Genomic DNA, 24,696 nt, shown 5'->3' on the forward strand with positions numbered 1-24,696 from the left:
GCGCCACACCCGTCTCCCCAAAAGACTCACTTCGTAGTCGGAGGAGCAGCAGCAGGAGCCGGCGGCGGTATGCCCACGTCCGCAGCCGGCGGCACGGTGTGAGAATCCGACCACTGACGCTGCGCACTCCGAAGTCTGTCGCTGCGACCCTCCCATATCCCCACCGTGTAGTCGTAGTGTTCAAGCACAGGCCGCAGCGCGTATGCGCGATTCGACCGATACCACGCCTGCTCGTACAAATCCCGCAGCAGGGAATAGGCATCAATGAAATCCTGAATTCGACCGTTCACGCCATTAATATCCGAGAGTTCACGACTCACGCTCATGCGCTGCTTCTTATCCGTCGTGTTCTGCATCGCATAAGCGCGTTGATAACCCTGGGCAATCTCCTCAGACAGCTGAAACTTCAACCCGATCAGATCCATGCGCCGAGCGCCGAGTTCAAGAGCGTCGATAGCCGCAGTCTCCCGAAGCGTCGTAGGCGCGCTTGGATAAGAGTCCGCAGGATCATAAGCCTTAGGCCCCGTCGAAACCGCAGGCAGCGCAGGCGCCGCAGCCCTTGCCTGTGCAATCAGAGTCAACGCCCGCTCCGCATGAAGCCGCAGCTCATGCGCATACGGAAGCACCTGCGCCCCGATCCTGATCCCGTCCTTCGACATCGGGTCCAGCCAGAAGATGCTGTTGGTTCCATCCCCTTCCTTCGCCTGGTCCTTCAACACGGAGTGCGCCAGCATCATCTCCTTCTGCGCCTCATTCAGATCTCCTGTCGCGTCTCCATGAAACACCTGCGCATAGGCGTTCTGAAAGTCAGGAATGGACGACTCACCCTTCTGCCAGGCTGCCGCTGCGCCAAACAGAATCCCATACCAATCCTGATTGAAGAGTCCTTCCCCGTCATCATTCCAGATCGTGTTCAACTGTCCCGTCGCCCCCAGCCGTTGCCCATCGGCCGTAAACCGCTGAATATTCTCCAGCGCATAGTTGTTGTTCGGATAAACCTTCCTGAAGTTGTTCACGCTCGGAGCCACCCACGTCTCCATCCCCGCATTCGTAAACGGCGTCAAAAACCGGTCATACCCACGAGCCTCCGGGCTATAAACCCACGCAACCGCGATCGTCGAATCCTTGAACGACTGCGGTAGGTCCTTCAGCAAATCGGGCGAATCCTGCGCGATATCCCCCCAAAACAGGAACCTGCGATTAAGCGGCTTCAACTCCGTCACAATACGCTGCAGAAAATCCAGATAAACCGGCCCAAGCCCGCGCGTATCCACATCAGCCTTAGTCTGCCCCAGTCCCAGGTCCACCGTCTCATCCGCGCCGATGTGCAAAAACGGGCCAGGATACAGCGCCGCCAGCTCCGTAAACATCTGCTTGATCAGTGCAATCGACCCCGGCTGCCCCGGCGCCAGCACCGCGCCATGCGGAGTCTCCGCCAGCGGCTGATACTGCTCCCACGCCAAATTGTGATGCAGATGCCCAAACGCCTCCTGCTCCGGAACCACATCAATGTGATACAGCCGCGCATACTCCACCAGCTCTCTGGCCTCCTCCGCCGAAACACTCCCCCCCGGCGGAGCCATCAGCGGATTCGAAGGATACTGCTGCGTATGCTCAAAGTAGGGCGAGTACAAGTTGACCTTATAGGCCGCCAGCGTCCGAATCAGGTGCTTCTGAAACTCCAGCGTCGTCACCGGCCCCCGCGACAGATCATCATCCAGCCCCCGATACTTCATCGCTGGCCAATCCCTCACGTTGGCCCAATGCAGCACTGCCCTCCCCCCATCCCCCTCGATCAGCTGCTTAACCGTCTGCACCCCATAAAACAACCCCGCAGCCGAATCCCCAACCACGGTCAACGTGTTCCCAGTCTTCGTAATCACATAGCCTTCGGCCTTCATCTCGTCGGTAAACTTTGCCTCCGGATGAGCACTCGTCCGCGCCAGCTCAATCGCAACTGCCCCCGCCGACCCCACGATGCCGCGCTCCTTCAGCGACGCAGCCAAATCGTCCGCCGCAAAGCGGTCCTCCACACCACAGGGAGCCACGCAAAAAATACCCACCCCATGTGTCAACGCCTCATCCCCCGTCGCATGAATCTCACGCGGCATCGGAATCAACTTAATAGCAGACGGAGCAGACCCATTAACAGAAGACTGAGCCGAACCGACAGAAGCAAAGAGGCCAAAGCCCACCAGGAGAGCGCCAAGACGGTAACAGGACATGAACATAACGGTAAATCAGTTCCGCGACACAAGGGGTTACTCAATTCAGTCCAGCAAAATCAAAAAAATTACCAAAGTTCATGAAATATCCAAAGTGAAACGTATTTTCTCGGTGAATACCGCACAAATTATTCCTCTGTTCACACGACTTTGTGAGCATAACTCAAAGAGCAAAGGAAGAGAGTTGGAGTGGGCCTACAAGCCCCGCACCCTTTCTTGTTGTCCTTGTGCCTTTTCATACTTTTGCGAGGTTCCATGACGAAGCAACTACGAGCGACTATGGCGGCGATATTGGTTATCAGTTCAATATCTCTCCAGGCGCAAACCAGCACGGCAACGAAAAAGACGACCAGCAAGGCGCCAGTTCACAAGAAGGCGCCCGTCGAGAGCCCGTTGGCACGCCAGATCCGCGAGCTGCGTGAGCAGATGCTGAGCCAACAGGCCCAGATCGATGCTCTCAAACAGCAGAATGCCGACAAGGACGCGAAGCTCGCGGCCGCTCAGCAGTCCGCTCAGGATGCCCAGACAGCAGCTGCCAATGCATCGGCCAAGGCTGACAGCCTCACCGCAACGGTTTCGACCAATACCGATGCCGTCTCCAGCCTGAACAGCACCGTGACCGACCTCAAGACCACCAACGTCGGCCTCGCCCAGACCATCAGCGACACCAAGAAGACCATCTCGGACGAACTCGAGTCGCCTCTGGCTATTCACTACAAGGGTGTCGCCATCACCCCCGTTGCCTTCTTCGCGGCTGAATCCGTCTACCGTCAGCGTTCGCTCAACTCCGACGTCAACACGCCCTTCAACTCCACCCCGTACCCTGGCGCAGCGCAGTCCAACACCAGCGAATTCAACTTCTCTGGCCGTCAGAGCCGCATCGGCGCACTCTTTGTCGCCAACCCCGGACCCTTCAAGCTTTCGGGCTACGTCGAAGCTGACTTCCTCGGCGCCGGCATCACCAGCAACGACAACCAGAGCAACAGCTACGTTCTCCGTCAGCGCCAGATCTGGGGTCAGGTCGCCACCAACAAAGGCTTCACTCTAACCGGCGGTCAGATGTGGTCCCTCGTCACCGAAACCAAGAAGAGCACAGATAACCGCACCGAAAACCTCCCAATGACCATCGACGCGCAATACCAGGTCGGTTTCAGCTGGGAGCGTCAGCCCGGTGTCCGGTTCCAGCAGAAGATCGGTGGACTCACCGGTGCAGTCGCGGTCGAACAGGCTGAGTACATCTACTCCGCCTCCAACGCCAACAACAACTTCTTCATCGGCAACGCAGGTACCGGCGGCGGTCTCTACAACGTCTCCACCAACTACTCCAACAACATCGCTCCTGACGTCATCGTCAAGTTCACCTACGATGCCAAGGTTGGTCACTTCGAGGCCGGCGGTCTGGCTCGCTGGTTCCGTGACCGCTACTACCCCAACCAGACCCTCACCGTCCCCTCGGCTGCTGGTGCGGCCAACAACACCAAGGTCGGCGGCGGCTTCTTCGCCAACGCCCGCGTCCCCGTTACGCACTTTGCTGACTTCGGCGTCCACTTCCTCGGTGGCACCGGCGTAGGCCGTTACGGCACCGCAACCCTTCCGGACATCACCGTTCATCCCGACGGAACGCTCGAGCCCATCAAGAACTATCAGGCGTTGGGTTCGCTTGAGTTGCATCCCACCAAAAAGCTCGACGTATTCGGCTACTTCGGTGGCGAGTACGCACAGCGCACCATCTACCTCAGCACGCTCGGCTCCTCCGCTGGCAAGCAGATCGGCTACGCGCCAACGAACGCAGTTGACTCAGGCTGCGGCACCGAAGGCCTGCCCACTGCCACCACGACGAACCCGTTCGCCGGTTCTGCCCCCTACAACCCAGCAGGCGCCGGTAGCTGCGCTGGTGCAACCCGTGCCGTGTTTGAAGGAACGGCAGGATTCACCTACCGCGTCTACACCAACCCCAAGTACGGACGCCTCCAGTACCAGATGCAGTACAGCTATCTCACGCGTGATGCGTGGTCTGGTATCACAAGCGCCACCGGTGCAACCACCACAACCTACGGCAGCCCGAAGGCGACCAACAACATGGTCTTCACCAGCATGCGTTACTACCTCCCGTAGTAGCCTCAGCCTCACAGGAAAAAGGCATCCCTCGGGGTGCCTTTTTTCTGTCTCTAGTGCAACGATGCAGTTGGTGTAGAGTCGTCTTGGCTTTTTGTTCGTCATTCCGGCAGGGAATCTGCGTTTGCAGTCTCTGCACCATCGGGCACTTGCGATAAAAAAGTTCCTCTGCAGGGAGGAGAATTTGTAACACCAATAGTCCGAACTCGTCAGTCCTCGTAACATCGATAGTCTCGGCAGCTCGATGGTTTTTGTGACATCGTTAATCCCTTACGGCTCGTCATCTCGACCGAAGTCGCGCAGTCTTATCCCGCGACGTAGTGGAGAGACCCCTGTATTTCGCATTTGTCTCTACGATTGCGTGTCGTCCGCATCAACCCGAAGAACGCTCTCAGGTGCGATAGGATCGAGCGCCAGCCTAAGCCTTCACAAACTTCATCGAAGCCGAGTTCATGCAGTACCGCAGCCCCGTCGGCGCCGGCCCATCGTCGAAGACATGCCCAAGATGCCCCTCGCACCGCACGCACTTGACCTCAGTGCGCTCCACTCCCAGCGAATGATCTGCGACCTCGGAAACATTCTCCTTCGCAATCGGAGCCCAGAAGCTCGGCCAGCCGGTGCCGGACTCGAACTTCGTCAGCGAGTCGAACAACGCCGTATCGCAGCCGACGCAGCGAAAGACACCCTTGCTATGCTCGTTCAGGCTCACGCCCGAATAGGGCATCTCGGTATCCGCCTCTCTGGCAATCTCGAACGAGTTTTTGCCCAGTTGTCGAAGCCACTCGCCATCGGTCTTCACGATCTTTGCAACCGTCTGCTTCCCCAGATTCTTCCCATCATTGCTGAAGTTGACGATCGTGACCTCGCCCGGTGTTCCATGAATCGCCACGCTGGCCTCGACGCCAGGGGCTCTCCGCATCACCAACACCGCATAAGAGGCTGCAACCGCAGCGCCGCCCGCCACAAACACCCGTCTCGTCATCTTTCGTGACCGGTCGTCCCGGCTCACATCCGAATCAAACATAAGGAAACCCAGGCTTCTACTATGCGACGGCAGCCATCGAAAAAGGTTACAGCAGACCGATTTCTACCTTTTGTTCGAGGTACGGCTAAATCTTTGGTACGCTTCATGGTGCAGGCATTTTCACGCAGGCAGCCATTGCAGAGGTGATGAAGGATGATTCTCGACCCAAACAGGCTCTTTCCCGCTGAAAGCGACGCGCGGTCAGTCTCCGCAAGACTCTATGAGACAGTACGGGACCTGCCGATCCTATCGCCCCATGGGCACACCGACCCGCGCTGGTTCGCCGAGAACGAAGCCTTCGCCAATCCCACGGCTCTCTTCATCCAGCCTGACCACTACATCTTTCGCATGCTCTACTCGCAGGGAATCTCGCTGGAGTCGCTCGGCATCCCTCCTCTCGATGGCACCGCCGCCCCCGTCGACCCGAAAGAGGTCTGGCGCCTCTTCGCAAAAAACTACTATCTCTTTCGCGGCACCCCCTCCCGCCTGTGGCTCGACTACTCCTTCGAGAATCAGTTTGGCCTCACCAAACGTCTCAGCCCCGAGAACGCGGACGAGTACTACGACATCATCGCGCAGAAGCTGCAAACCCCCCAGTTCCGTCCCCGCGCACTCTACGAGCAGTTCAACATCGAAGTCCTCTCCACCACCGACACCCCCCTCGATACCCTCAAGTACCACAAAGCCATCCAGCAGTCGGGTTGGAAGGGTCGCATCCTGCCCACCTTTCGTCCTGACTCCGTCATCGACGCCGACCAAACCGGATTCCTCGCGAACATCCTGAAGCTTGGTGAGATCACCGGAGAAAACACAACCACCTGGCAGGGCTATCTCAACGCACTCCGCAACCGCCGCGCCTTCTTCAAGTCCATGGGGGCCACCGCAACCGACCACGGCCACCCCACCGCCTTCACCGCCGACCTCGACCCAGACACCGCCGCCTCCCTCTTCGGTCGAATCATCTCCGGTCGCTCCGTCCCCCAGGAGCAGGAGTTCTTCCGCGGTCAGATGCTCACCGAGATGGCCGGCATGAGCGTCGAAGACGGACTCACCATGCAGCTCCACCCCGGTTCGGTCCGCAACCACAACCGCCAGCTCTACGAAAGATTCGGCCGCGACAAAGGCGCCGACATCCCCTCCCAGACCGAGTACGTCCGTGCCCTTCAGCCTCTCCTCAATCGCTACGGAAACGACCAGCGACTCACCTTCATCCTCTTCACCCTCGACGAGTCCACCTTCTCGCGCGAACTGGCTCCTCTGGCCGGTCACTATCCGGCGCTCAAGCTCGGCCCGCCCTGGTGGTTCCACGACTCCCCCGAAGGCATGATGCGCTTCCGCGAGCAGGCCACCGAAACCGCTGGCTTCTACAACACCGTCGGCTTCAACGACGACACCCGCGCCCTCCTCTCCATCCCCTCGCGCCACGACGTAGCCCGCCGCATCGACTGCGCCTTCCTCGGCCGTCTCGTAGTCGAACATCGCCTCGACGAAGACGAGGCCTTCGAAGTCATTCAGGACCTCACCGTAAACCTGGTCAGGAAGGCCTATAAGCTCTAAAAACTCACCAGGGCAGGAAGGAGGGATCACGCAGCCGCAAAATCGGATTGACCCTGAAAAGCCAAGGGAAAAAATAGTTCAAAATCGTGGCGCATTTTTCGCGGCCCAAATCAACGCTGTTTTTTCTCCACGTTAGCCACGCATCGCACCACGTTCTCACCAGCAAAACACCACCACAAACGCACCCATTTTCGGTCAACCCCCTGCAAAAAACCCAGCAAAAAGCCACAAAAGCACTGCTCAAATCGGCCAGATTTTTTTTCGCGCAAACAGCATTTTTTAATCTCGTTCCCCTCACCCGTCCAACTCGTTCGAATCTATACCGGGAGTAAGATCAAAGCCCATGAGCCTCTTTTTCGCCGCTGGCAGCGAGACCACGGAGATGTCGCGCACAGAAGTGCAGGCAAACCTCTTCCAGGCCCTGGACAAACTCGGCCAGCGCAACAAAGTCCTCGCAATTCCGCCCGATTTCACGCGGATGCACTCTCAAAGCGGCGTGCTGACTGAACTTGCGTGGCAATACTACAAAGAAAAACTCACCGACATCCTCCCCGCCCTCGGCACGCATAAACCGATGACGGACCAGGAGATTGCAACCATGTACGGCGCAACTCCGCGAACCCTCTTCCGCAACCACGACTGGCGCAACGATGTCGTCACGCTCGGAGAAGTACCCAGCGAATTCATGTACAAGGTGAGCGAAGGAAAACTCGACTACACCTGGCCCGCACAAGTAAACAGACTACTGCGTGACGGCGGCCACGATCTCATCCTCTCTATAGGCCAGGTCGTTCCTCATGAAGTCGTCGGTATGGCGAACTACAACAAGAACGTCTTTATAGGCACAGGCGGCGCCATTGGAATTCACCGTAGCCACTTCCTTGGCGCGGTGTACGGAATGGAGCGCATGATGGGCCGCGCCGATACTCCAGTTCGACGTGTACTGAACTACGCAAGCGAACACTTCGCCAGCCACATGCCGATCGTCTATGTGCAGACGGTGGTAGCGAAAAATGCTGACGGAAAGCTGGTCATTCGCGGCCTCTACATTGGCGATGATGCAGAGTGCTTCGAACTCGCCGCAGCTCTCAGCCTCAAGGTCAATTTCAAGATGATGGATCGAGAGATTAAGAAGGCGGTTGTCTTCCTCGATCCATACGAGTTCAAGAGCACCTGGCTGGGAAACAAAAGCGTCTATCGCACCCGCATGGCGCTCGCGGACAACGCAGAACTGATCGTCCTCGCTCCCGGTGTCCACGAATTCGGCGAAGACGCGGCCATCGATACTTTGATCCGAAAGTACGGCTACTGCGGAACTCCCAAAACACTCGAAGCAGTCAAAGAAGATCCTCAGCTTGCTGGAAATTTGAGTGCTGCCGCCCACCTTATCCATGGGTCTAGTGAGGGGCGGTTTACCATTCGCTACTGCCCGGGTCACCTGACTCGGGAGGAGGTCGAAGGCGTGCACTTCGAGTATGGCGATCTAGCGGAGATGACCGCGAAGTACAATCCTGCCTCGCTGGCAGACGGTTGGAACGTGGTGGATGGGGAAGAGATCTTCTACATCTCCAATCCTGGTCTTGGGCTCTGGGCCTATCGGCGTCGCTTCGAGAGCTAGTTGCGGGTTGTGGTTCGTGTCAGTTGGTAAGAGGGTTTGCTGGATGATTGTGGTGTTGATGGGCGTGAGCGGATCGGGCAAAACGACTATCGGGACGCTGCTGGCGGAGCGCGTGGGCGCGGTGTTTGCCGATGGCGATGACTATCATCCGCTGGCGAACAAGGAGAAGATGGCTGCTGGACATCCGCTCGATGATCGGGATCGCCAACCGTGGCTTGAGGTGCTGAACGGGCTGCTGCGGGACTGGTTTGCGGAAGGGAAGAGCGGCGTTCTGGCGTGCTCGGCGCTGAAGGCTAGTTATCGAGCGACGCTGCAGGCGGGAATGGCGAAGGGCGCGGTAACCTTCGTGTTGCTGGAGGCGTCGAAGGAGATGCTTTCGGCTCGTCTTGCGGAGCGGAAGCATGAGTACATGAATCCTGGGTTGTTGGACAGTCAGCTTGCGACGCTCGAGATGCCGAGCGAGGCAGTTCGGGTTGTGAACGATCGATCGCCGGATGAGGTTGTGAGCCAGATTCTGGCGCAGATTCCATCGAGTGACCGTCGATTTTGACAAGATTTTTGAGACAGAAGAGAGGACGTTTCTATGGGGCATCCGTTGTTTGATTTGAGTGGCAAGTCGGCTGTGGTGGTGGGGGGGACGTCGGGCATCGGGTTGGCGATGGCGGTGGGTCTGGCGGAGGCGGGCGCGGATGTGGTGGCGAGTTCGCGGCGGCTGGAGCAGGTGGATGAGGCGGCGAAGGAGATCGAGGCGATAGGGCGGAGGTCGCTGCGTCTGACCTCGGACGTGGCGGACCGGGCGAGTCTGCAGGCGCTGCTAGATGGCACGGTGAAGGCGTTCGGCAAGGTCGATATCCTGATCAACTGCGCGGGGAAGATCAAGCGGGAGCCTACCCTGACCGTCACGGAGGAGACCTGGAACGGCATCATGGATACGAACGTGACTGGAACGTTGCGGGCCTGCCAGATCTTCGGCAAGCATATGCTCGAGCGCGGCTACGGACGCATCCTCAACATCGCCTCGCTGAATACGTTTGTGAGCCTGAAGGAGGTCACGGCTTATGCGGCCAGCAAGGCTGCGGTTGGAGCGTTGACCAAGTCGCTTGCGGTGGAGTGGAGCTCGCAGGGTGTGACGGTAAATGCGATTGCTCCCGGCGTCTTTCGCACGGCGTTGAACCAGAAGCTGCTGGACGAGAGCGATCGCGGCAAAGAGTTGTTGATGCGGACTCCCATGGGGCGCTTCGGCAAGACCTCTGAACTGGTTGGTGCGGCCATCTTTCTTGCGAGCGATGCCTCGGCGTTTGTCACTGGCGAGATTCTTGTGGTGGATGGCGGTTTCCTCGCCAGCGGCGTGAATCAGTAAGGCCGTTCCGGTGATCGATGGCGAGATGCCTGGTCCCTCCTTTTGCTTTCGGTGGTACCCCCCTCCCCCCTGGGGTATTTTGTACGCAAGTTGTTTGTTTGCATTGGTTTACTGGCACACCCTCCTTGTAAGGTATTCATTCCAAATGGGTTGAAGCTAAAATATTTGAAATCATTGGCTTAGGTGGAGTTTTCCTGCATTAAGCGAGGGAGCTGCGGAGAGATCTCCGCAGCTTCTTTCGTTCTTATTCAAGTATATCGGTTTGGGGGTAACTCATACGCCAGGCGTATGTTGTTGTTATTGGCTCGGGTAGACGGATTTGGGGGTTGACAGGTTTTTGATGGCTAAAGACTTGTGTCCTGCCGGACGGGCGCCCTGCGCGGTCAGCGATCACTTCGTGATGGGTATACCCCTTCGGTTGGCGCTCCCGTTGGTCGCGAGGAAGATGATTCCGACCAACGGGAGGACCACGCGAAGCTCTAAAAAGGCGTGCGAACGCCCGCGCTCCGCGCAGGAGGCCCGTCGGGCAGGACAGTTTCTCAGGTTCTTACGGGGTCTATCGGATGGTGGATTTGGTTGCGTGGCTGTTGCTTGGCTGGTGGTGGGTGGGAAGTATCCAGGGGTAGAGCACGGCTAGGTTGGGCGGGACGATGGTGAGGAAGAGCAGGAAGAGACCGACGACCTCGGGAATGTGAAGCATGTTGCGGCTGTCGAGAAACAGTCCCAGGCAGATCAGTCCGACAACTGTCAGGCAGATGACGGTGCGTGCAAGGGTCTTTGCCCAGGGTTTGTCATCATTGGGAAGCATCGTGGGACCGCCTTTCGTCACGCTTTGATAGCGAATTTTGCTAACAATGCTCCGTTCCTTCAGCTACGCCGGACGGAGGCACGTGCGATTAATACGGCAGTGTAGGCTGCGCCGAAGCCGTTGTCTATATTTACTACGGTAACGTTTGGTGAACAGGAGTTCAGCATTCCCAAAAGTGCTGCGGCACCGTCAAAACTGGCTCCGTAGCCGACCGAAGTGGGGACGGCTATGACGGGAACTCCGACCAATCCTCCTACGACGGAGGGGAGAGCGCCCTCCATTCCTGCGCAGACGATCACGACGTCAGACTGGGTGAGTTGGTCGCGGACGGAGAGGAGGCGGTGGAGGCCGGCTACGCCTACGTCGTAGAGGCGGGTGACTTTGGCGTTGAAGAGCTCGGCGGTGACGGCTGCTTCTTCTGCGGTGGGCTGGTCGCTGGTGCCGGCGCTGAGGATGGCGATGTGGCCGCTGGGGTCTTGCGGCGGGGATTGCTTGAGGGTGATGGCGCGGGCGGAGGGGTGGTGGATGGCTTTGGGGTGGGCGGCGAGGACCAGGGCGGCGGTGGCGTCGTCGGCTCGGGTGGCTAGGACGTCGGTGCCGGCGGCGGCCATGCGGGTGAAGATCTCGGTGGTTTGGTGGGGGGATTTTCCCTGGGCATAGATGACCTCGGGGAGGCCGGTGCGGAGGGTGCGGTGGTGGTCGATGCGGGCGTGGCCGATGTCCTCGTAGGGCATGTCGGCGAGGCGCTGGGAGGCGGCGGCTGGGGTGATGGTACCGGTTTGGACGGCGGCGAGGAGTTCGAGGAGGGTGGTCTTGTTCATCTATCTATCTATTCTTCTCTGCTGGTTCCGGCTTGCAGCTAAGCAGCTGCTCGCCTGGCGAGTAATAACCGCCCAAATTTTCATGGGGCACATGAGGAACAGTTGATTGCTCCACCTCTCGATATACGAGGTGCCTGCTTTCATCCGAGTCCGTCGTGATACTCAGGAGGGTCGCAATTATTTCCGCACCGTCAGCGAAAGTCATGCGAACTCGCTGGTCTTCGAATTTCTTCAAATTCTTAAACTCGTTCAGTGTCATTTTGTTTTCTTGCAACAGAATCATACCGCTGATGGCGCGCGACGAGGATCTCGATATAGAGCCTCTCCATATCGTAGCCACTTAGGGTTCTGTGCGGTGGCTGGTTTTGAAGACTGCGGTTCGCTTCGCGAATGCCCACATCTCAAAATCGAGATATGGGGCACCCGGCACTCGGTGTTTCGTGGACGAAGGAGGAACGGGGGCAAAGACAGAATACAGGGATCTTGACGGATACCGCAGAATGCATCGGTTCGCTGCAACTGAGAGAGGTGGCAGCAATCCACTGCCGGTTCACGATGAGACTGTGAACCGCTTCGGTCGAGATGACGATTGTTGTGGTCATTTTCGTGGTTGCTTCATGGTTGTTCGATGGTGCTTTGTGGTCACTTGATGGTGCCTTGCAGGCACTAGATGGCCGCTTCGAAGATTGTGCTGACATGCTGACTCGCTAACCAGCTGACTTGCTAACCCAGCCACTTGGGGTTTGCCGCGGTGCCGTCGTAGTGGTTGGTGGTTTTGAAGAGTTCGAATTTGCCTTCGCTGGCGGCGGTTGCGGTGCGTGCGAGCAGGGCGCTGATTTGAGTTTGGTCGAGGGGTTTGAAGGTGCGGGCGGCTTCGAAGGCTTGATCGAGGGTTTGCGTGTTGTCGATGCCGGTGATGATGACGGAGACCGGTTGCGTGAGGCCGTAGTGAAGGGCTTCGATGGGTTGGACGGTGTTGCTCTTGAGAATGTAGGGATCGCCGAAGGTCTTCATGGCGAGGATGCCGATGCCTTGTTTGAGTGCGACGGGCATGACCTCTTTTTCGAAGGAGCGGAAGTGCGCGTCCATGACGTTGATGGGCATCTGGACGGTGTCGAAGTGGAAGCTGTGTTTTTGTGCGATCTCGAGCATGCGGAGGTGGACGGCGGGGTCTTTGTGGCCGGTGAAGCCGATGTAGCGGATCTTACCTGCGCTGCGGGCGGCGATGGCGGCTTCGATGGCTCCGCCGGGGGCGAAGATGCGGTCGGGGTCTTCCATGCGGATGACCTCGTGGAACTGGACGAGGTCGATCATGTCGGTCTGGAGGCGGCCGAGGGACTGTTCGAGCTGCTTGTTGTACTCGTCGGCGGTGCGGCCGTCCATTTTGGTCATGAGGAAGACTTTTTGGCGGTTGCCGTTGCGCAGGGCCTGGCCCATGCGGACCTCGGAGATGCCGTCGTTGTAGTCCCAGCAGTTGTCGAGGAAGGTGATGCCGCGGTCGATGCCGGCGTGGAGGAGTTGGAGGCTCTCGGCGGGGTCCTTTTGTTTGCCGAGGTGATAGCCGCCCATGCCGATGGCGGAGACGCGCTCGCCGGTGGTGCCGAGTTCGCGATAGATCATGTCGGGGGATTCGGGGCGTTTGATGGGCTGGCTGGCGGTTTGTGCGTTGAGGGGGATGGCTGCGCTCATGCCGGCAGCGGTTGCGGTTTTGAGAAAGTCTCTGCGCTCCATGGTGTGCTCCTCGGGTGAGAGTGACTTGTCGATTGGATGCAGTGTTGTGGGGTGAGGGCGTGGCGCGGATTATTTGAGGTAGGCTGCGATGGCTGTTTGTTGGACGAGCTTCAAGGGGACGTTGTGTTTTGTGGCGGCGGCGCGGCAGTCTTCAAACTCGGGGGCGATGTTGCACTGCTCGCCGTTGAGGGTGCCGATCTTTACGCGGATGTCGCCATAGGGTGTGGTGACGGTGGCGTGATGGCGGTCGACGCAGATACGGGTGTCCTGACGGATGCGGAGGCCGAGGGTGCTGGTCTCTCGCAGGATTAATTGCTGGAGGGCGGGGCTGTCGGATGGATTGCAGAGGATGGTGAGGAGGGTGCCGGGGCGGCCTTTTTTCATGATGACGGGAGTGAGCATGACGTCGAGTGCACCTTGTGCGAGTGCGGTCTCGGAGACGTAGGCGAGGATCTGGGGGGAGAGGTCGTCTAGTGCGGTTTCGAGGACGGTTACGATCTGTGAGTCTTGGGCGTGATGTTTGCTGAGCGAGTGCTTTGGGGATGGGGCGGGATGCGTGGAGTCGTCGGCTTCGCCGATGCTTAGGCGCAGGACGTTGGGGAAGTCCTTGGGGTTGCGGGTGCCGGCGCCGTAGCCGATGTGCTCGACTCGCATGGGTGGTTGCGGGCCGAAGGTGGGGGCGAGGGCGCGGAGGAGTGTGGCGCCGGTGGGGGTGACGAGCTCTTTTTCGATGTGGGCGGAGTAGGTGGGGAGGCCGCGGAGGAGGTCGGCTGTGGCGGGGGCGGGGGCGGGGAAGCGGCCGTGGGCGCAGTCGACTGTGCCGCCGCCTACGTTGAGGGGGGAGGAGAACCACCGGTCGATTGCGAGGGCGTGGATGCCGGCGGAGGAGGCGACGATGTCGACGATGGCGTCGACTGCTCCTACTTCGTGGAAGTGAATTTTCTCTACGGGGACGTTGTGGATCTTGGCTTCGGAGGCGCCGAGGAGCTCGAAGGCTTGGATGGCGGTTTGTTTGACTGCGGAGGGGAGAGATGCGGCGGTGATGAGATCGCGGATGACGGTGAGGGAGCGGCCGTGGGCGTGGTTGTGGTCGTGCGTGTGGGGATGGCCGGTCTTGTGCTGGTGCTGGGTTTTGGGGTGATGTTGGTGGGTGTGAGTTTGCTGGTGGGTTTGGTCTGCTTCTTCGTTTTCGTGACGATGGGTTGGCTCGGCGGTATTGCTCTCGGCGAGGCCTGTGCCTTCGTAGACGTGGACCTTGGTGGAGGAGATGCCGCTGCGGTCTACTTTTTCGATCTTGAGGGTTGCGTTGAGATTCAGCGCGGCTACGGCTTCGTGGAGGATGTTGGGATCGAGGCCGGCATCGAGGAGGGCTCCGAGGAACATATCGCCACTGATACCGGCGAAGCAGTCTAGGTAGGCGATACGCATGGGGATTATTGTTTCATGTTCGTGGTTCGGCGTTTATCGGCGGGGAGGATGGCGGAGGCGGCGAGGAGGGTGTCGTTCATGGAGCCGGAGCGGTAGCCTTCGGTGTCGAGGGTGACGTAGAGGAAGCCGAGGGGCTTGATGGCGGCGGTGATGGCTTCGAGGGTGGAGAGGGTGAGGGCGCGGGGGAGATCGTCGCGGGCGATTTCGATGCGGGCGAGATCGCCGTGGTGGCGGACGCGGACCTGGGGGAAGCCGAGGGCGTGGAGGGCGTCTTCGGCCTGCTCGACCTGGGAGAGATTTTCGCGGGTGACGGGGCGGCCGTACTCGATGCGGGAGGAGAGGCAGGCGCTGGCGGGCTTGTCCCAGAGGGTGAGGCCGGCTTGCTGGGCGAGGATGCGGATCTCCTGCTTGGTGAGGCCGGCGGTGACGAGGGGGGCGACGGCGTGGTGGTGGGCGGCGGCCTGCTGGCCGGGGCGGAACTCGGCGCGGTCGTCGAGGTTCATGCCGTAGGCGATGTGGGCGAAGTTGCGGGCGGCGCGGGTCTGCTCCATCTGCTGGAAGAGTTCGTCTTTGCAGTGGAAGCAGCGGAGGGCGTCGTTGCGCTGGTAGTCCGGGTTTTCTAGCTCGTCGGTGCGGAGGACCTGGATAGGGATGTTGTGGTCAGCGGCGAAGGCGAGGGCGGCGGCGAGTTCGGCGCGGGGGAGGGAGGCGGAGTCGGCGATGACGGCCTGCATGTTGTCGCCGAGGGCCTGGTGGGCGGCGTAGGCGAGGTAGGCGGAGTCGGTGCCGCCGGAGTAGGCGACCAGGACGCTGCCAAGCTGCTGGAGGGTCTCGTGGAGCTTCGCGGATTTGGCGGCAAGGTCCATTAGCTTCATTGTAGGTCAGGTTGGGCGCGTTGGTATCGGCAGGGGTGGAGGGAGTTTTGATCTCTGCTTTGAGTGAGGACGGTTCCCGAGTACAGTTGTGCTTCGAGCCGGCTTGTTCGTTGGTTTGATTCTGAAAAGAGCGGAGCCCTCTTGGGTGATAGTTGTTGTGAAGCTGTGCTGATCCTTCGATCTTTGGAAGCAAGCTGAAAAGTGAATTCGTTTTTGAGCGCATTCCCGGTAACTATGGATCGCTGGCGGCATCGAAAGGGTTATGAAACGCACACTTCTTCCTGGTCGACCGTATCCGCTTGGTGCGACTGTATCGAGCAAAGGCACAAACTTTGCTATTTTCTCAGAGGGTGCGACCCGGGTTGAACTTTGCTTCTTCGATGCCGCGGGAAAGCAGACTGATTGCGTGACTTTGCACGAACGAACGGCTTACGTGTGGCATGGACTTGTTCGTGACATCAAAGCGGGACAGTTATATGGCTACCGGATCGATGGGCCTTGGGAGCCGGAGCGCGGTCGTCGCTTCAATGCACATAAGCTGCTGGTTGACCCGTATGCGGAGGCGCTCTCGGGGCAGGTTGATTGGAAGAAGCCGATCTTCGCGCATGACGTTGCGTCGGGAGACGATCTGAAGATGGATACGCAGGACAGTGCGGACGGCGTTCCGAAGTGTGTTGTGGTGGATAGCAAGTTTGATTGGGGAGACGATTGTCCGCCTGAGACGCCACTGGCCGATTCGGTGATCTATGAGATGCATGTGAAGGGCTTCAGCATTCGAAATCCCCAGGTTCCGGAGGAGCTTCGCGGGACCTACGCAGGGCTCGCGTGTGAGACGAGCATCAGCTACTTGAAGAAGCTTGGCGTGACGGCGGTGGAGCTGATGCCGATTCACCACTTCATCGACGAAGGACCGCTGGTTAAGATCGGGCTGGTGGACTATTGGGGGTACAACACGCTCGGGTACTTTGCGCCGACGTCCCGCTACAGCTCGTGCGGGGATATTGGCGGCCAGGTGAATGAGTTCAAACGGATGGTGAAGGCGCTGCACGCGGCAGGCATCGAGGTGATTCTCGACGTGGTCTACAACCATACCTGCGAAGGCAACCAGCTGGGCCCGACCTTGTGCTGGAAGGGAGTTTGTAACACTACCTATTACAGAGTGAATGAGGAGAATCCCCGGTACTACGTGGACTACACGGGGACGGGGAATACGTTGAACGTGCGGAATCCGCAGGTGCTGAAGATGCTGATGGATTCGCTGCGCTACTGGGTTACGGAGATGCATGTCGATGGTTTTCGATTTGATCTTGCCGCGACGCTTGCGCGGGAGTTGCACGATGTGAGTAAGCTGTCCTCTTTCTTCGACACGATTCACCAGGACCCTACGCTGGCGGGCGTGAAGCTGATCGCCGAACCATGGGATGTCGGCGAAGGGGGATACCAGGTGGGGCAGTTTCCTGTTCTGTGGGCGGAGTGGAATGGGAAGTATCGCGATACGGTGCGCCGCTTCTGGAAGGGGGATGGGGGCCAGCTCTCCGATCTTGCCTATCGCCTTACGGGGTCGAGCGACCTCTATCAGTTCGACGGACGCAAGCCGTATGCGAGCATCAACTTTGTGACCGCTCATGACGGCTTTACGCTGTGCGATCTGGTGAGCTACAACCAGAAGCATAACGAGGCCAATGGGGAGAACAACAAGGATGGCTCGGACAGCAATGACTCGTGGAACATGGGCGCGGAGGGGCTGACTGACGATAAGAAGATCAACCTGATGCGCGAGAGGCAGATGAGAAGTTTTCTGGCTACGCTGATGCTCTCGCAGGGCGTGCCGATGCTGAATGGAGGCGACGAGATTTCGCGGTCGCAGAGGGGCAACAATAACTGCTACTGCCAGGACAACGAGCTGACGTGGCATGACTGGGATCTGGATGAACCGCGCAAACGGGTGCGCGACTTTACGAGTCAGCTGATCCACTTTCGTTTGAATCATCCGAATCTGCATCGGCGAAGATTTTTTCAGGACCGCGAGATTCGCAGAAGGGGTGAGGATCTGATTATCAAGGATGTCGCGTGGTTCAACACGGATGGCAAACAGGTCCCCGACGAGGTTTGGAATACGGAGTGGAACCGATCGGTGGCGGTTCTGCTGAATGGGCAGACGCTGCAGGTGACCGATGAGGACGGTTGCCCGGTGATCGACGATAGTTTTTTTCTGGTGGTGAACGCTGCGCAGGATGGCGTCGAGTATGTGCTGCCGGCATCGCCTTCGGGGAAGCCGTGGTGCCAGGTTATCGATACGGAGAATATTGAAGATCCATTTGCCCACGCGAAGATTGACGAGAAGATTATCGTTGGGGGACGGACTTTGAAGCTGTTCAGCGATGGGGCGATCTCTTAGGGGGTATCGACCTGTGAGGTGCCTGACTGCGGGTGATAAAGAACAGACAACGGCGTGAAGATGGTGGGTGAAAAGGGACGAGCGGTCTGGGCAGGACGGAGTTCGTCGGGATCCTTCGCTGCGCTCAGGATGACAGCGAAGGTCTAATACGCTCAGGATGACAGCAAAGGCTTAGGGCGCTTCGCCAGTTGGCTTGGCCGGTTTCTCCGGGGCTGAGTTTTCTTTAAGAGCGAGAGGTGCTTTCGGTTCTGGCGTTGCTTTCGGCGCTGGCGTTGCTTTTAGGGCTGGAGTTGCTTTTGAAACCGAGGCGGTTGTTAGTTCGGGGGCGCTGGTTGGGTCTTCCTCATCTGTTGTGGATGGTTCGGGAGCGAGATAGAGGCCCAGGTTGTAGCCGGATTTTTGTGCGGACTGGCAGGCCATCAGGACAGACGCGTTGAGGTTCGTGACCGAGTCCGCGTCTGTTGGCGATTGCTCTGCAGCTTTGAGGAGCGCGGGGAGTTGGAGCCAGCCGAGCAGCTCTTCAAAGCCTTCTTTGTTGAAGTAGGTGTTGCCGGAAGATTCATTGACTCCGGCGAGCCAGCGAACGTCGGGGTCGGACCAGAGTTTTTCAGTTCTGGTCGCGGCCGGGGAGGTGTCGGTTTGAGAGAGCAGGATTCGTACGCGGGCAGCGGCGCGCCAGGTGTTTTCTCCCTCCATTCCGATGGCCGTGAATGTCTCGGAGAGTGCAGAGCGCAGCTGGAGTTTGTCGAAGAGGTCGGCTTGATCGTGATGAGGAAGACTATGCAGGGTGATCCAGGCTAGAACAGGAGCCCAGAGTTGTTCGGTTGGAAGCGCGGCTTTGCTGCCGGGTAGGAAGTTGCTGACGGTCGGCGGCAGGGTGGTGGAGAAGTTTTTGGAGATCGCGATGAGATGGGTGGCTGCTTTTGCCATCGTCTCGCATAGGGTGAGGTAGGTTGGGGAAGGTGTATCGGCTGCGGCGCGATGGTCCGATGGCGCGGGGGTTTGTTCGAACTCGGCGGGCTGGGCTTGGAGCACTTTCTCGAAGAAGCGTTGACTGCATTTTACGAATGGCTGAAGTCGAGGATCCAACGCGGGGCGTTCGATTGGTGTGGGAGCGGGGCTGGCGGATTTGGTGGTGGGTAATTTCGCGGAGGGCGATGTGGTTTGTACGGCTGCCAGCTCCGCGGCAACGGTTGCGAAGGCGCGGATGTTGTTGTCGCTGAGGGCCTGGCGGAAGGCTTCGTGCAGGGGGCGGAGGCGAAGTTTGGAGAGCGCCTCTTCGACGCTGTAGACGCCGGCTCCGTTGAGTGCGTCGAAGAGCTGGTCCCAGGGCTGTTCGGCGGTGGCGTGGAGCTCGCGCCAGTTGATGAGGACGGCGTACTGATAGCCGCGCAGATCGACGGAGAGGCCGGTGTGGTGGAGATCGGTGCTGCGGCAGAGATATTCGAGGCCGTGGGCGGTGTCGCGATAGGCGAAGAAGGTGAAGTAGTTGTAGGGGAGATCGAGTCCTTCGGAGAGGCTTCTCTGGCGGAGGTGGCCGGTGGCTTTGTCGACCGAGGCCGCGGAGAAGTGGATGGTGCCGCGGGTGCTGCCGTAGCTGTTGTTGTAGAGGATGACGGCGCGCTGGCCGTGAGAGCGGTTGGAGTAGGCGAAGACGTTTTCGTCGACGGTGCCGTGGTCGGTCCAGAAGTCGTAGAGGACGAAGTTGGTGCTCTCGGCGAAGAGCCGGCGGTTTTTGAGGAGCGGTGCGATCTCGTGCTGGTGGCGGGCTACGAGGCTCTCGTTGGGCCACTCTTCCATCTTGGCCTGCTTGAACTCCATGCCGTAGCGCTCGGTGTAGCCTTCGATCTGTCCGTGGCCGAACATGGGTAAGCCGGGAAGGGTGGCTAGGAGAGTGCAGACGCCGAAGTACTTGTCGCCGGAGCCGAACTGGTCGATGGCGGTGCGCTCGTCGGGATTGCTCATGAAGCTGACGTAACGCTTGAGGATGTCGGGGTCGAACTCGATGGTTTTTTTGAGGTAGGAGCGATACTTGGCGTTCTCTTCGTCGCGCAGCATGTTCATGAAGGCGCTGTTGTAGACGCGGTGCATGCCGAGGGTGCGGACGAAGTAGCTTTCGAGGAGCCAGAAGGCTTCGGCGAGCAGGAGAGTGCCGGGGACCTCGACGGCGACTCGGTCGACGACCTCGCGCCAGAACTCGTGAGGCATGAGGGCGTCGAACTCCTCCTGGGTCATGGCGTTTTCGGAGCGCGAGGGGATGGAGCCGCCGGTGCCGGGGAGAGGGAACCAGAGGCGCTGGACGTGGCGTTTGGCGAGGACCATTGCGGCGTCGAAGCGGATGATGGGGAAGAGGCGGGCGACGTGGAGGATGACCTGGATGACGTGCTCGCGGACGGCAGCTTTGGAGTAGTCGAGCTGGGCGGTGTCGTTCCAGGCGAAGGTGGTGCCGTCGTTGCCGTGGTACATGTAGCGGGTGGCTCCATCGCGGTGGTGGCGGAGGCGGAAGACGACGGCAGCGTCGGACTGGTCGTAGTAGTGGTCTTCGATTTTTATCTCGACGCGGCTGTCGGTGGAGAGGTCGGGGCCTTCGAAGCGATAGACGGGGAAGGGGCTCTCCCAGCGGTAGAGGAACCAGTCGGGGTGCTCGATGACCCAGTTGGAGTCGATGCCCATGTGGTTGGGAACCATGTCGCTGGCGAGGCGGATGCCTGTACGGGCGGCGCGGTCGCGGAGGTTCTCGTAGGCGTGGTTCCCGCCGAGGTCGTCGGCGATCTGGTACTCCTTGAGGGAGTAGGCGGAGGCGACGGCGTCGTGATGGCCGCGGAGGCGCTTGATGGTGCGGGAGGCGACGCTGCGCTCCCACAGGCCGATGAGCCAGAGGCCGGTGATGCCACGGTCGGCGAGCAGATGCAGCTCTTCGTCGGGGATCTGGTCGAGGCGGTGGATGTGGCGGAGGTATTTCTTTGAGAGCTGCTCGAGCCAGACGTAGGTGCTCTTGGCCATGAGGACGACGGTGGGCATCCAGGCCTGGTCGGCGCTGAAGGCTTCGTACTCGTTGAGGGGAGCCTGGTAGTCGTGGCCGTAGCGGCGGCGGCGGCCGTCTGGGCCAGTGAAGTACTCGTCCTCGAAGCCGATGTACTCGTCGCCGACGAAGCCTTCGCCTCCTCGGCCGGGGGCTCCGTGGCGGTACTGGTCGGGGCCGGGGGGGTGGAAGCGCAGCCAGATGGCGAGGTCCTCTTCGCGGAGGACGTCGATGGCGAGGAGGACGCGGCGGAGGTCTTCGCCGAGATATTTTGTCCAGTTCTCGCGGATGTAGTCGAGCTGGCCGGTGAGGGAGTCGGGCGAGGCGAGCAGGGGAGCGCGGAGGGCGTCGAGGAGGCTTCCGACCTCGGGGGAGATGGGGGGGCGGGTGATGAAGTAGTCGGGGAAGGCGGCGGTGATTTTTTGATAGATGGTTTGCTGCTTGAGGGTAGTGTCTTCGAAGAGCTCGCGGAAGGGGGTGAAGGCTGGGTTGATGTTTGCCAGCCAGAGGAGGAGGAGCTCTTCGAGGGCTGCTTCACGATTGGGCAGGCCGTCGGTTGTGCCGTTGAGCCACTGGGCTGCGGTGAGATCGCCGCGGTAGACGGCTACGTTGGGAAACTGGATGGTGAAGGCGAGGAGGAGGCGTTCGATCTCGGCGGCGCTGGCATGGCCGGTGAACCAGCGTACGGCTTCGGCGAAGACTGCGGGGTCTATTTCTTTGCGATAACGGGCGATCATCGCGTGGTTGAGCTCATCGATCAGGCCCATGGCGAAGAGAGCGCCGGCGTTGACGACTCGTGTTGGATCAGTCTGCTGGGTGCGCAGATCCTGGAGCTGTTTTGCCAGCTTTCTGCTTGCAGCGACGTTGGCGAAGACGATGTTGCCGGCGTAGTTGAAGAGCAGATCGTCCAGGTCCAGTTTTTCTCGGAGAGCGCGGGAGATATGAAATTCCATGCAGGGTTCCTCGTGCAGAATGCTTCGTCGCGCTCCAATCCTAATGGACCGGATTTGTGTTGTTTAGAGAAAAACGACGGCCACAAAGATTGGCCTGTATCGTCGGAAGCCAGCTGCGACGAAATGGATGCCTCGCCAACAGTTTGGAATAAGGATGACAGGCTTGCTTACGTGTCGCAACCAGCGCATGTTACGGGCTCGGAATTCAGCGTCCGTATGATACGCGCTCGATGATGGAGGTGTATTTCTGGCTGTCCTTATGGTAGTGGGTCAGTTTGGGAGTGAATGCCCGAAGTTTCCGATAACCCGACTTTCCGGGACTTCCCCGATATTTTTCATGGAACACTTGGATATGGCACTTCTTGAGGACGCAGTGCGATTTGGCGGGATGGTCCTGGCTCACGCAGCTTGGATTGCGTCCCAGTTGGAAGACGGGGCGTTGGTATGTCCCTTCGCGGTAATTCAAACCGGTAATCAACGTGAGGTCGTTCCGTTTGAGTCCGACAGCCAAGCTGAATCCATTGAGCGCGGTAAGGCAAGTTTTCAAGACTTCAGCCGAAAAGTCGATCTCTGGAGCTTCGCACGTGAGGGGCTCCGATCTTATCCCGGCTCTGATGAAACCAAAGTTGATGTTCTCACCGTGACAGCTTGGAAACGCGGCTTGGATGAGCCAATCGTTTTGCAGCAAGCTTTTATTCCGCGAGCGACGGGTAAGTTCAAGCTACTCGGATCGCTGGATGTATCCATTCACGGAATGATTCCTCCGGAGCCGATGCATTCAGTACTAAGGACGATTGCGTTGGAGGGCGCCCGGCAGCATCCACAAGGCGACTCATGGACGTTGTAGAGCGTGTTTTAGAGTTTGCTGCCTGAGCACCTTGTGTAGCGGAGTGAAAAACGGGGTTTTCGGCAACTGTGGTTGCCTTGAAGTTCAAACTGACCCACTCAGGACGCTAGCTTGGGGGGTGGCTTGCAGAACCAGCCTAGCTCTGAGGCGTGGGCGAAGTATTCCTGAATCTTCGCGGCCTGCTGCTCGGCGGGGAAGGTGCTTTCGCTGAAGGCGATCTCGAGCGACTGCCCGAGGAGAGTGCCGCTCTGCAGCGCGGAGAGCAGGCGGTAGGCTTCGGGATCGATGCGGCGGTAGTAGACGGAGTTCTCGTAGCGGTGGACGGCGAGATGGATCTGCGAGCGGCGCATGGCGGGGAGGCGGGTTCGCTTTGCCTGCTTGCGCTCGGTGACGGCGTTGCTCATGATGTCGCTGGGTGCGGTCTGGCGGTGGACGGCCAGGACGAGTTCGTCTACGGGATAGCTTAGGTCGAGCAGTTGGAGATGAGGTTGAAGGAAGAGGGGGGATGCTGCGCCGAGATCGCCGAAGTCGGCGGTAGTGAGCGGGGCAAGGTCGGCACTGTCGAAGGCTTCTACGTAGGCCCACTCGAGACGCGCTATATCGAGGAGGAGGGCATGACGCCGGGGAGAGAACTCGGGGTGCGATTCGAGCCACTTCGGAAGCTTGGCACCGAGGTTGCGCAGGGTGAAGGAGGTGGAGGGATTCTCGCGGAGGTAGGCGAGGACCATGCTGTCGAACTTCTTCGCACCGAGGACGGCGCCGAGGGCGGGGAAGTCTTCGGATACGGCTCCGATGACGCGGAACCAGTACTGCCGGTTGTAGATTTCGAGGCGATCGAAGGAGGAGAGGCGGTCGTTGGGCTTGATGTAGCTGCTGGCGAGCTCGTGAGTCGAACGCCCGTTGGGGGTTGCCAGCTGCATCTGAAAGTCGGGTGTGAGAGGACGCGTTACGTCTTCGGCCATGCGGCGTTGCAGTTCGAGGAGGTTCACGAGTGCACGACCTCTCTGGCGTTTTCCTGCACAGCGCTTTCGGAAGGGATGAGAACTTCCTTTGGCGTCAGATACTGCGTCGCCTTGAGGGCTTCGGAGTGAACTTCGTCGAAGGACGGGATGTTATCGTCCCACTCGAGGAGGGTTGCGGTGGGGCCGACGCGCTCGATGGCCCGGGCGTAGAGATGCCATACGGGGTCGAGCACGGGATGATCGTGGGTGTCGAGGATGTACTTTTCGAACTTCGAGTGTCCGGCGATGTGGATCTGCGCGACGCGTTCGGCGGGGACGCTGTTGACGTAGTCGAAGGGGTTGAAGCTGTGGTTCTGCGACGAGACGTAGATGTTGTTGACGTCGAGCAGGATGCCGCAGTCGGCGGCTTCGACGACTTCATTGAGAAACTCCCACTCGGTCATCTGGGACTCGTGAAACTCGGCGTAGCTGCTGACGTTTTCGACGGCGATGGGGATCTCAAGGAAGTCCTGAACCTCGCGGATGCGGGCGGCTGTGGCCCTGACCGCTTCGAAGGTGTAGGGCATGGGGAGGAGGTCGTGGGTGTAACGGCCGTCGACACTGCCCCAGCAGAGGTGATCGGAGAGCCAGGGGGTTTTGGTGCGGCGGGTGAGGGTCTTGAGGCGCTTGAGATGTTCGCGGTCAGCTGGCTGGACGGAGCCGAAGTACATGGAGACGCCGTGCTGGACGACGCGATAGCGTTCGAGGATCTGATCGAGGACCTTGAGCGCGCGGCCGCCGTCGACCATGTAGTTTTCGGAGATGATCTCGAACCAGTCGACGACGGGCTTTTCGGCGAAGATGTGGTCGTAGTGCGGGACGCGAAGGCCGATCCCTACGCCGTAGTCGCTGAATCCGTTGAAGCGATTGGCAGGCATGTCTCCCCTTTTGTTAAAGAATGGTGAAGATATCT

At 59.4% G+C, this 24,696-nt stretch carries 17 protein-coding genes; 7 read left to right on the plus strand and 10 right to left on the minus strand.

Annotated elements, in window-relative coordinates; translation table 11 throughout:
* Positions 1-26 precede the first annotated feature (26 nt).
* The gene (locus tag HDF09_RS00405; protein ID WP_260180832.1) at positions 27-2,231 is read right to left on the minus strand and encodes a beta-N-acetylhexosaminidase; all 2,205 of its coding nucleotides are present in this window, start codon (positions 2,229-2,231) and stop codon (positions 27-29) included.
* A gap of 249 nt (positions 2,232-2,480) precedes the next feature.
* On the opposite strand from HDF09_RS00405, the gene HDF09_RS00410 reads away from it, so the two are divergent.
* Positions 2,481-4,340: a hypothetical protein gene (locus HDF09_RS00410; RefSeq protein ID WP_260180833.1), complete on the plus strand. Its 1,860-nt coding sequence runs from the start codon at positions 2,481-2,483 to the stop codon at positions 4,338-4,340.
* Positions 4,341-4,758: 418 nt separating this feature from the next.
* On the opposite strand, the gene msrB is transcribed toward HDF09_RS00410, so the two are convergent.
* The gene (gene msrB, locus HDF09_RS00415; RefSeq protein WP_260180835.1) at positions 4,759-5,322 is read right to left on the minus strand and encodes a peptide-methionine (R)-S-oxide reductase MsrB; all 564 of its coding nucleotides are present in this window, start codon (positions 5,320-5,322) and stop codon (positions 4,759-4,761) included.
* A gap of 195 nt (positions 5,323-5,517) precedes the next feature.
* On the opposite strand from msrB, the gene uxaC reads away from it, so the two are divergent.
* The 4 genes from uxaC (at position 5,518) to HDF09_RS00435 (ending at position 9,899) form a co-directional block, all read left to right on the plus strand.
* Entirely contained in the window at positions 5,518-6,921 is a 1,404-nt protein-coding gene (gene uxaC, locus HDF09_RS00420) for a glucuronate isomerase (RefSeq protein WP_183760211.1), read from the plus strand.
* Positions 6,922-7,303: 382 nt separating this feature from the next.
* The gene (locus HDF09_RS00425; protein ID WP_260180836.1) at positions 7,304-8,539 is read left to right on the plus strand and encodes a nickel-dependent putative hexonate epimerase; all 1,236 of its coding nucleotides are present in this window, start codon (positions 7,304-7,306) and stop codon (positions 8,537-8,539) included.
* A gap of 43 nt (positions 8,540-8,582) precedes the next feature.
* Positions 8,583-9,089, plus strand: coding sequence for a gluconokinase (locus HDF09_RS00430; RefSeq protein ID WP_183760215.1), 507 nt, complete (start codon positions 8,583-8,585; stop codon positions 9,087-9,089).
* 33 nt (positions 9,090-9,122) lie between these two features.
* Positions 9,123-9,899, plus strand: coding sequence for an SDR family NAD(P)-dependent oxidoreductase (locus HDF09_RS00435; RefSeq protein ID WP_183760217.1), 777 nt, complete (start codon positions 9,123-9,125; stop codon positions 9,897-9,899).
* Between the two features lie 556 nt (positions 9,900-10,455).
* Here HDF09_RS00435 and HDF09_RS00440 read toward each other — a convergent pair.
* The 5 genes from HDF09_RS00440 to larE form a co-directional block, all read right to left on the minus strand.
* Positions 10,456-10,707: a hypothetical protein gene (locus HDF09_RS00440; protein WP_183760219.1), complete on the minus strand. Its 252-nt coding sequence runs from the start codon at positions 10,705-10,707 to the stop codon at positions 10,456-10,458.
* A gap of 59 nt (positions 10,708-10,766) precedes the next feature.
* Complete coding sequence (gene larB, locus HDF09_RS00445) at positions 10,767-11,528, minus strand: nickel pincer cofactor biosynthesis protein LarB (RefSeq protein WP_183760222.1); 762 nt, start codon at positions 11,526-11,528, stop codon at positions 10,767-10,769.
* A gap of 723 nt (positions 11,529-12,251) precedes the next feature.
* Positions 12,252-13,259 carry an aldo/keto reductase gene (locus tag HDF09_RS00450; protein WP_183760224.1) on the minus strand — a complete coding sequence of 336 codons (1,008 nt, stop codon included), beginning with the start codon at positions 13,257-13,259 and terminating at the stop codon, positions 12,252-12,254.
* Positions 13,260-13,328: 69 nt separating this feature from the next.
* Positions 13,329-14,687, minus strand: a complete 1,359-nt coding sequence (larC, locus tag HDF09_RS00455) for a nickel pincer cofactor biosynthesis protein LarC (RefSeq protein WP_183760226.1) — start codon at positions 14,685-14,687, stop codon at positions 13,329-13,331.
* Positions 14,688-14,692: 5 nt separating this feature from the next.
* Entirely contained in the window at positions 14,693-15,553 is an 861-nt protein-coding gene (gene larE, locus HDF09_RS00460; RefSeq protein WP_183763005.1) for an ATP-dependent sacrificial sulfur transferase LarE, read from the minus strand.
* A 271-nt stretch (positions 15,554-15,824) separates the two neighbouring features.
* Here larE and glgX point away from each other — a divergent pair, with 271 nt between their 5' ends.
* A complete protein-coding gene (gene glgX / locus HDF09_RS00465) occupies positions 15,825-17,960 on the plus strand; it encodes a glycogen debranching protein GlgX (RefSeq protein WP_183760228.1) in 2,136 nt (711 codons plus the stop codon).
* Between the two features lie 171 nt (positions 17,961-18,131).
* Here glgX and HDF09_RS00470 read toward each other — a convergent pair whose 3' ends face one another.
* The gene (locus HDF09_RS00470) at positions 18,132-21,935 is read right to left on the minus strand and encodes an alpha-amylase family glycosyl hydrolase (RefSeq protein ID WP_183760230.1); all 3,804 of its coding nucleotides are present in this window, start codon (positions 21,933-21,935) and stop codon (positions 18,132-18,134) included.
* Positions 21,936-22,287: 352 nt separating this feature from the next.
* On the opposite strand from HDF09_RS00470, the gene HDF09_RS00475 reads away from it, so the two are divergent.
* Positions 22,288-22,782: a hypothetical protein gene (locus HDF09_RS00475; RefSeq protein WP_183760232.1), complete on the plus strand. Its 495-nt coding sequence runs from the start codon at positions 22,288-22,290 to the stop codon at positions 22,780-22,782.
* A gap of 98 nt (positions 22,783-22,880) precedes the next feature.
* Here the strand turns inward: HDF09_RS00475 and HDF09_RS00480 are convergent, their stop codons facing one another.
* Both HDF09_RS00480 and bufB read right to left on the minus strand, forming a co-directional pair.
* A complete protein-coding gene (locus HDF09_RS00480; protein ID WP_183760234.1) occupies positions 22,881-23,771 on the minus strand; it encodes an HvfC/BufC N-terminal domain-containing protein in 891 nt (296 codons plus the stop codon).
* Complete coding sequence (gene bufB / locus HDF09_RS00485; RefSeq protein WP_260180837.1) at positions 23,768-24,661, minus strand: MNIO family bufferin maturase; 894 nt, start codon at positions 24,659-24,661, stop codon at positions 23,768-23,770. The genes HDF09_RS00480 and bufB overlap by 4 nt, the downstream gene beginning before the upstream one ends.
* Positions 24,662-24,696: the final 35 nt, after the last annotated feature.

Source organism: Edaphobacter lichenicola, from assembly GCF_014201315.1.
Lineage (GTDB): Bacteria > Acidobacteriota > Terriglobia > Terriglobales > Acidobacteriaceae > Edaphobacter > Edaphobacter lichenicola_B.

Excerpts from the sequence above, each read along its gene's own strand:
- HDF09_RS00405 (WP_260180832.1), bottom strand. The coding sequence starts at position 2,231 with ATGTTCATGTCCTGTTACCGTCTTGGCGCTCTCCTGGTGGGCTTTGGC.
- HDF09_RS00410 (WP_260180833.1), top strand. The coding sequence starts at position 2,481 with ATGACGAAGCAACTACGAGCGACTATGGCGGCGATATTGGTTATCAGT.
- msrB (WP_260180835.1), bottom strand. The coding sequence starts at position 5,322 with ATGACGAGACGGGTGTTTGTGGCGGGCGGCGCTGCGGTTGCAGCCTCT.
- uxaC (WP_183760211.1), top strand. The coding sequence starts at position 5,518 with ATGATTCTCGACCCAAACAGGCTCTTTCCCGCTGAAAGCGACGCGCGG.
- HDF09_RS00425 (WP_260180836.1), top strand. The coding sequence starts at position 7,304 with ATGTCGCGCACAGAAGTGCAGGCAAACCTCTTCCAGGCCCTGGACAAA.
- HDF09_RS00430 (WP_183760215.1), top strand. The coding sequence starts at position 8,583 with ATGATTGTGGTGTTGATGGGCGTGAGCGGATCGGGCAAAACGACTATC.
- HDF09_RS00435 (WP_183760217.1), top strand. The coding sequence starts at position 9,123 with ATGGGGCATCCGTTGTTTGATTTGAGTGGCAAGTCGGCTGTGGTGGTG.
- HDF09_RS00440 (WP_183760219.1), bottom strand. The coding sequence starts at position 10,707 with ATGCTTCCCAATGATGACAAACCCTGGGCAAAGACCCTTGCACGCACC.
- larB (WP_183760222.1), bottom strand. The coding sequence starts at position 11,528 with ATGAACAAGACCACCCTCCTCGAACTCCTCGCCGCCGTCCAAACCGGT.
- HDF09_RS00450 (WP_183760224.1), bottom strand. The coding sequence starts at position 13,259 with ATGGAGCGCAGAGACTTTCTCAAAACCGCAACCGCTGCCGGCATGAGC.
- larC (WP_183760226.1), bottom strand. The coding sequence starts at position 14,687 with ATGCGTATCGCCTACCTAGACTGCTTCGCCGGTATCAGTGGCGATATG.
- larE (WP_183763005.1), bottom strand. The coding sequence starts at position 15,553 with ATGGACCTTGCCGCCAAATCCGCGAAGCTCCACGAGACCCTCCAGCAG.
- glgX (WP_183760228.1), top strand. The coding sequence starts at position 15,825 with ATGAAACGCACACTTCTTCCTGGTCGACCGTATCCGCTTGGTGCGACT.
- HDF09_RS00470 (WP_183760230.1), bottom strand. The coding sequence starts at position 21,935 with ATGGAATTTCATATCTCCCGCGCTCTCCGAGAAAAACTGGACCTGGAC.
- HDF09_RS00475 (WP_183760232.1), top strand. The coding sequence starts at position 22,288 with ATGGCACTTCTTGAGGACGCAGTGCGATTTGGCGGGATGGTCCTGGCT.
- bufB (WP_260180837.1), bottom strand. The coding sequence starts at position 24,661 with ATGCCTGCCAATCGCTTCAACGGATTCAGCGACTACGGCGTAGGGATC.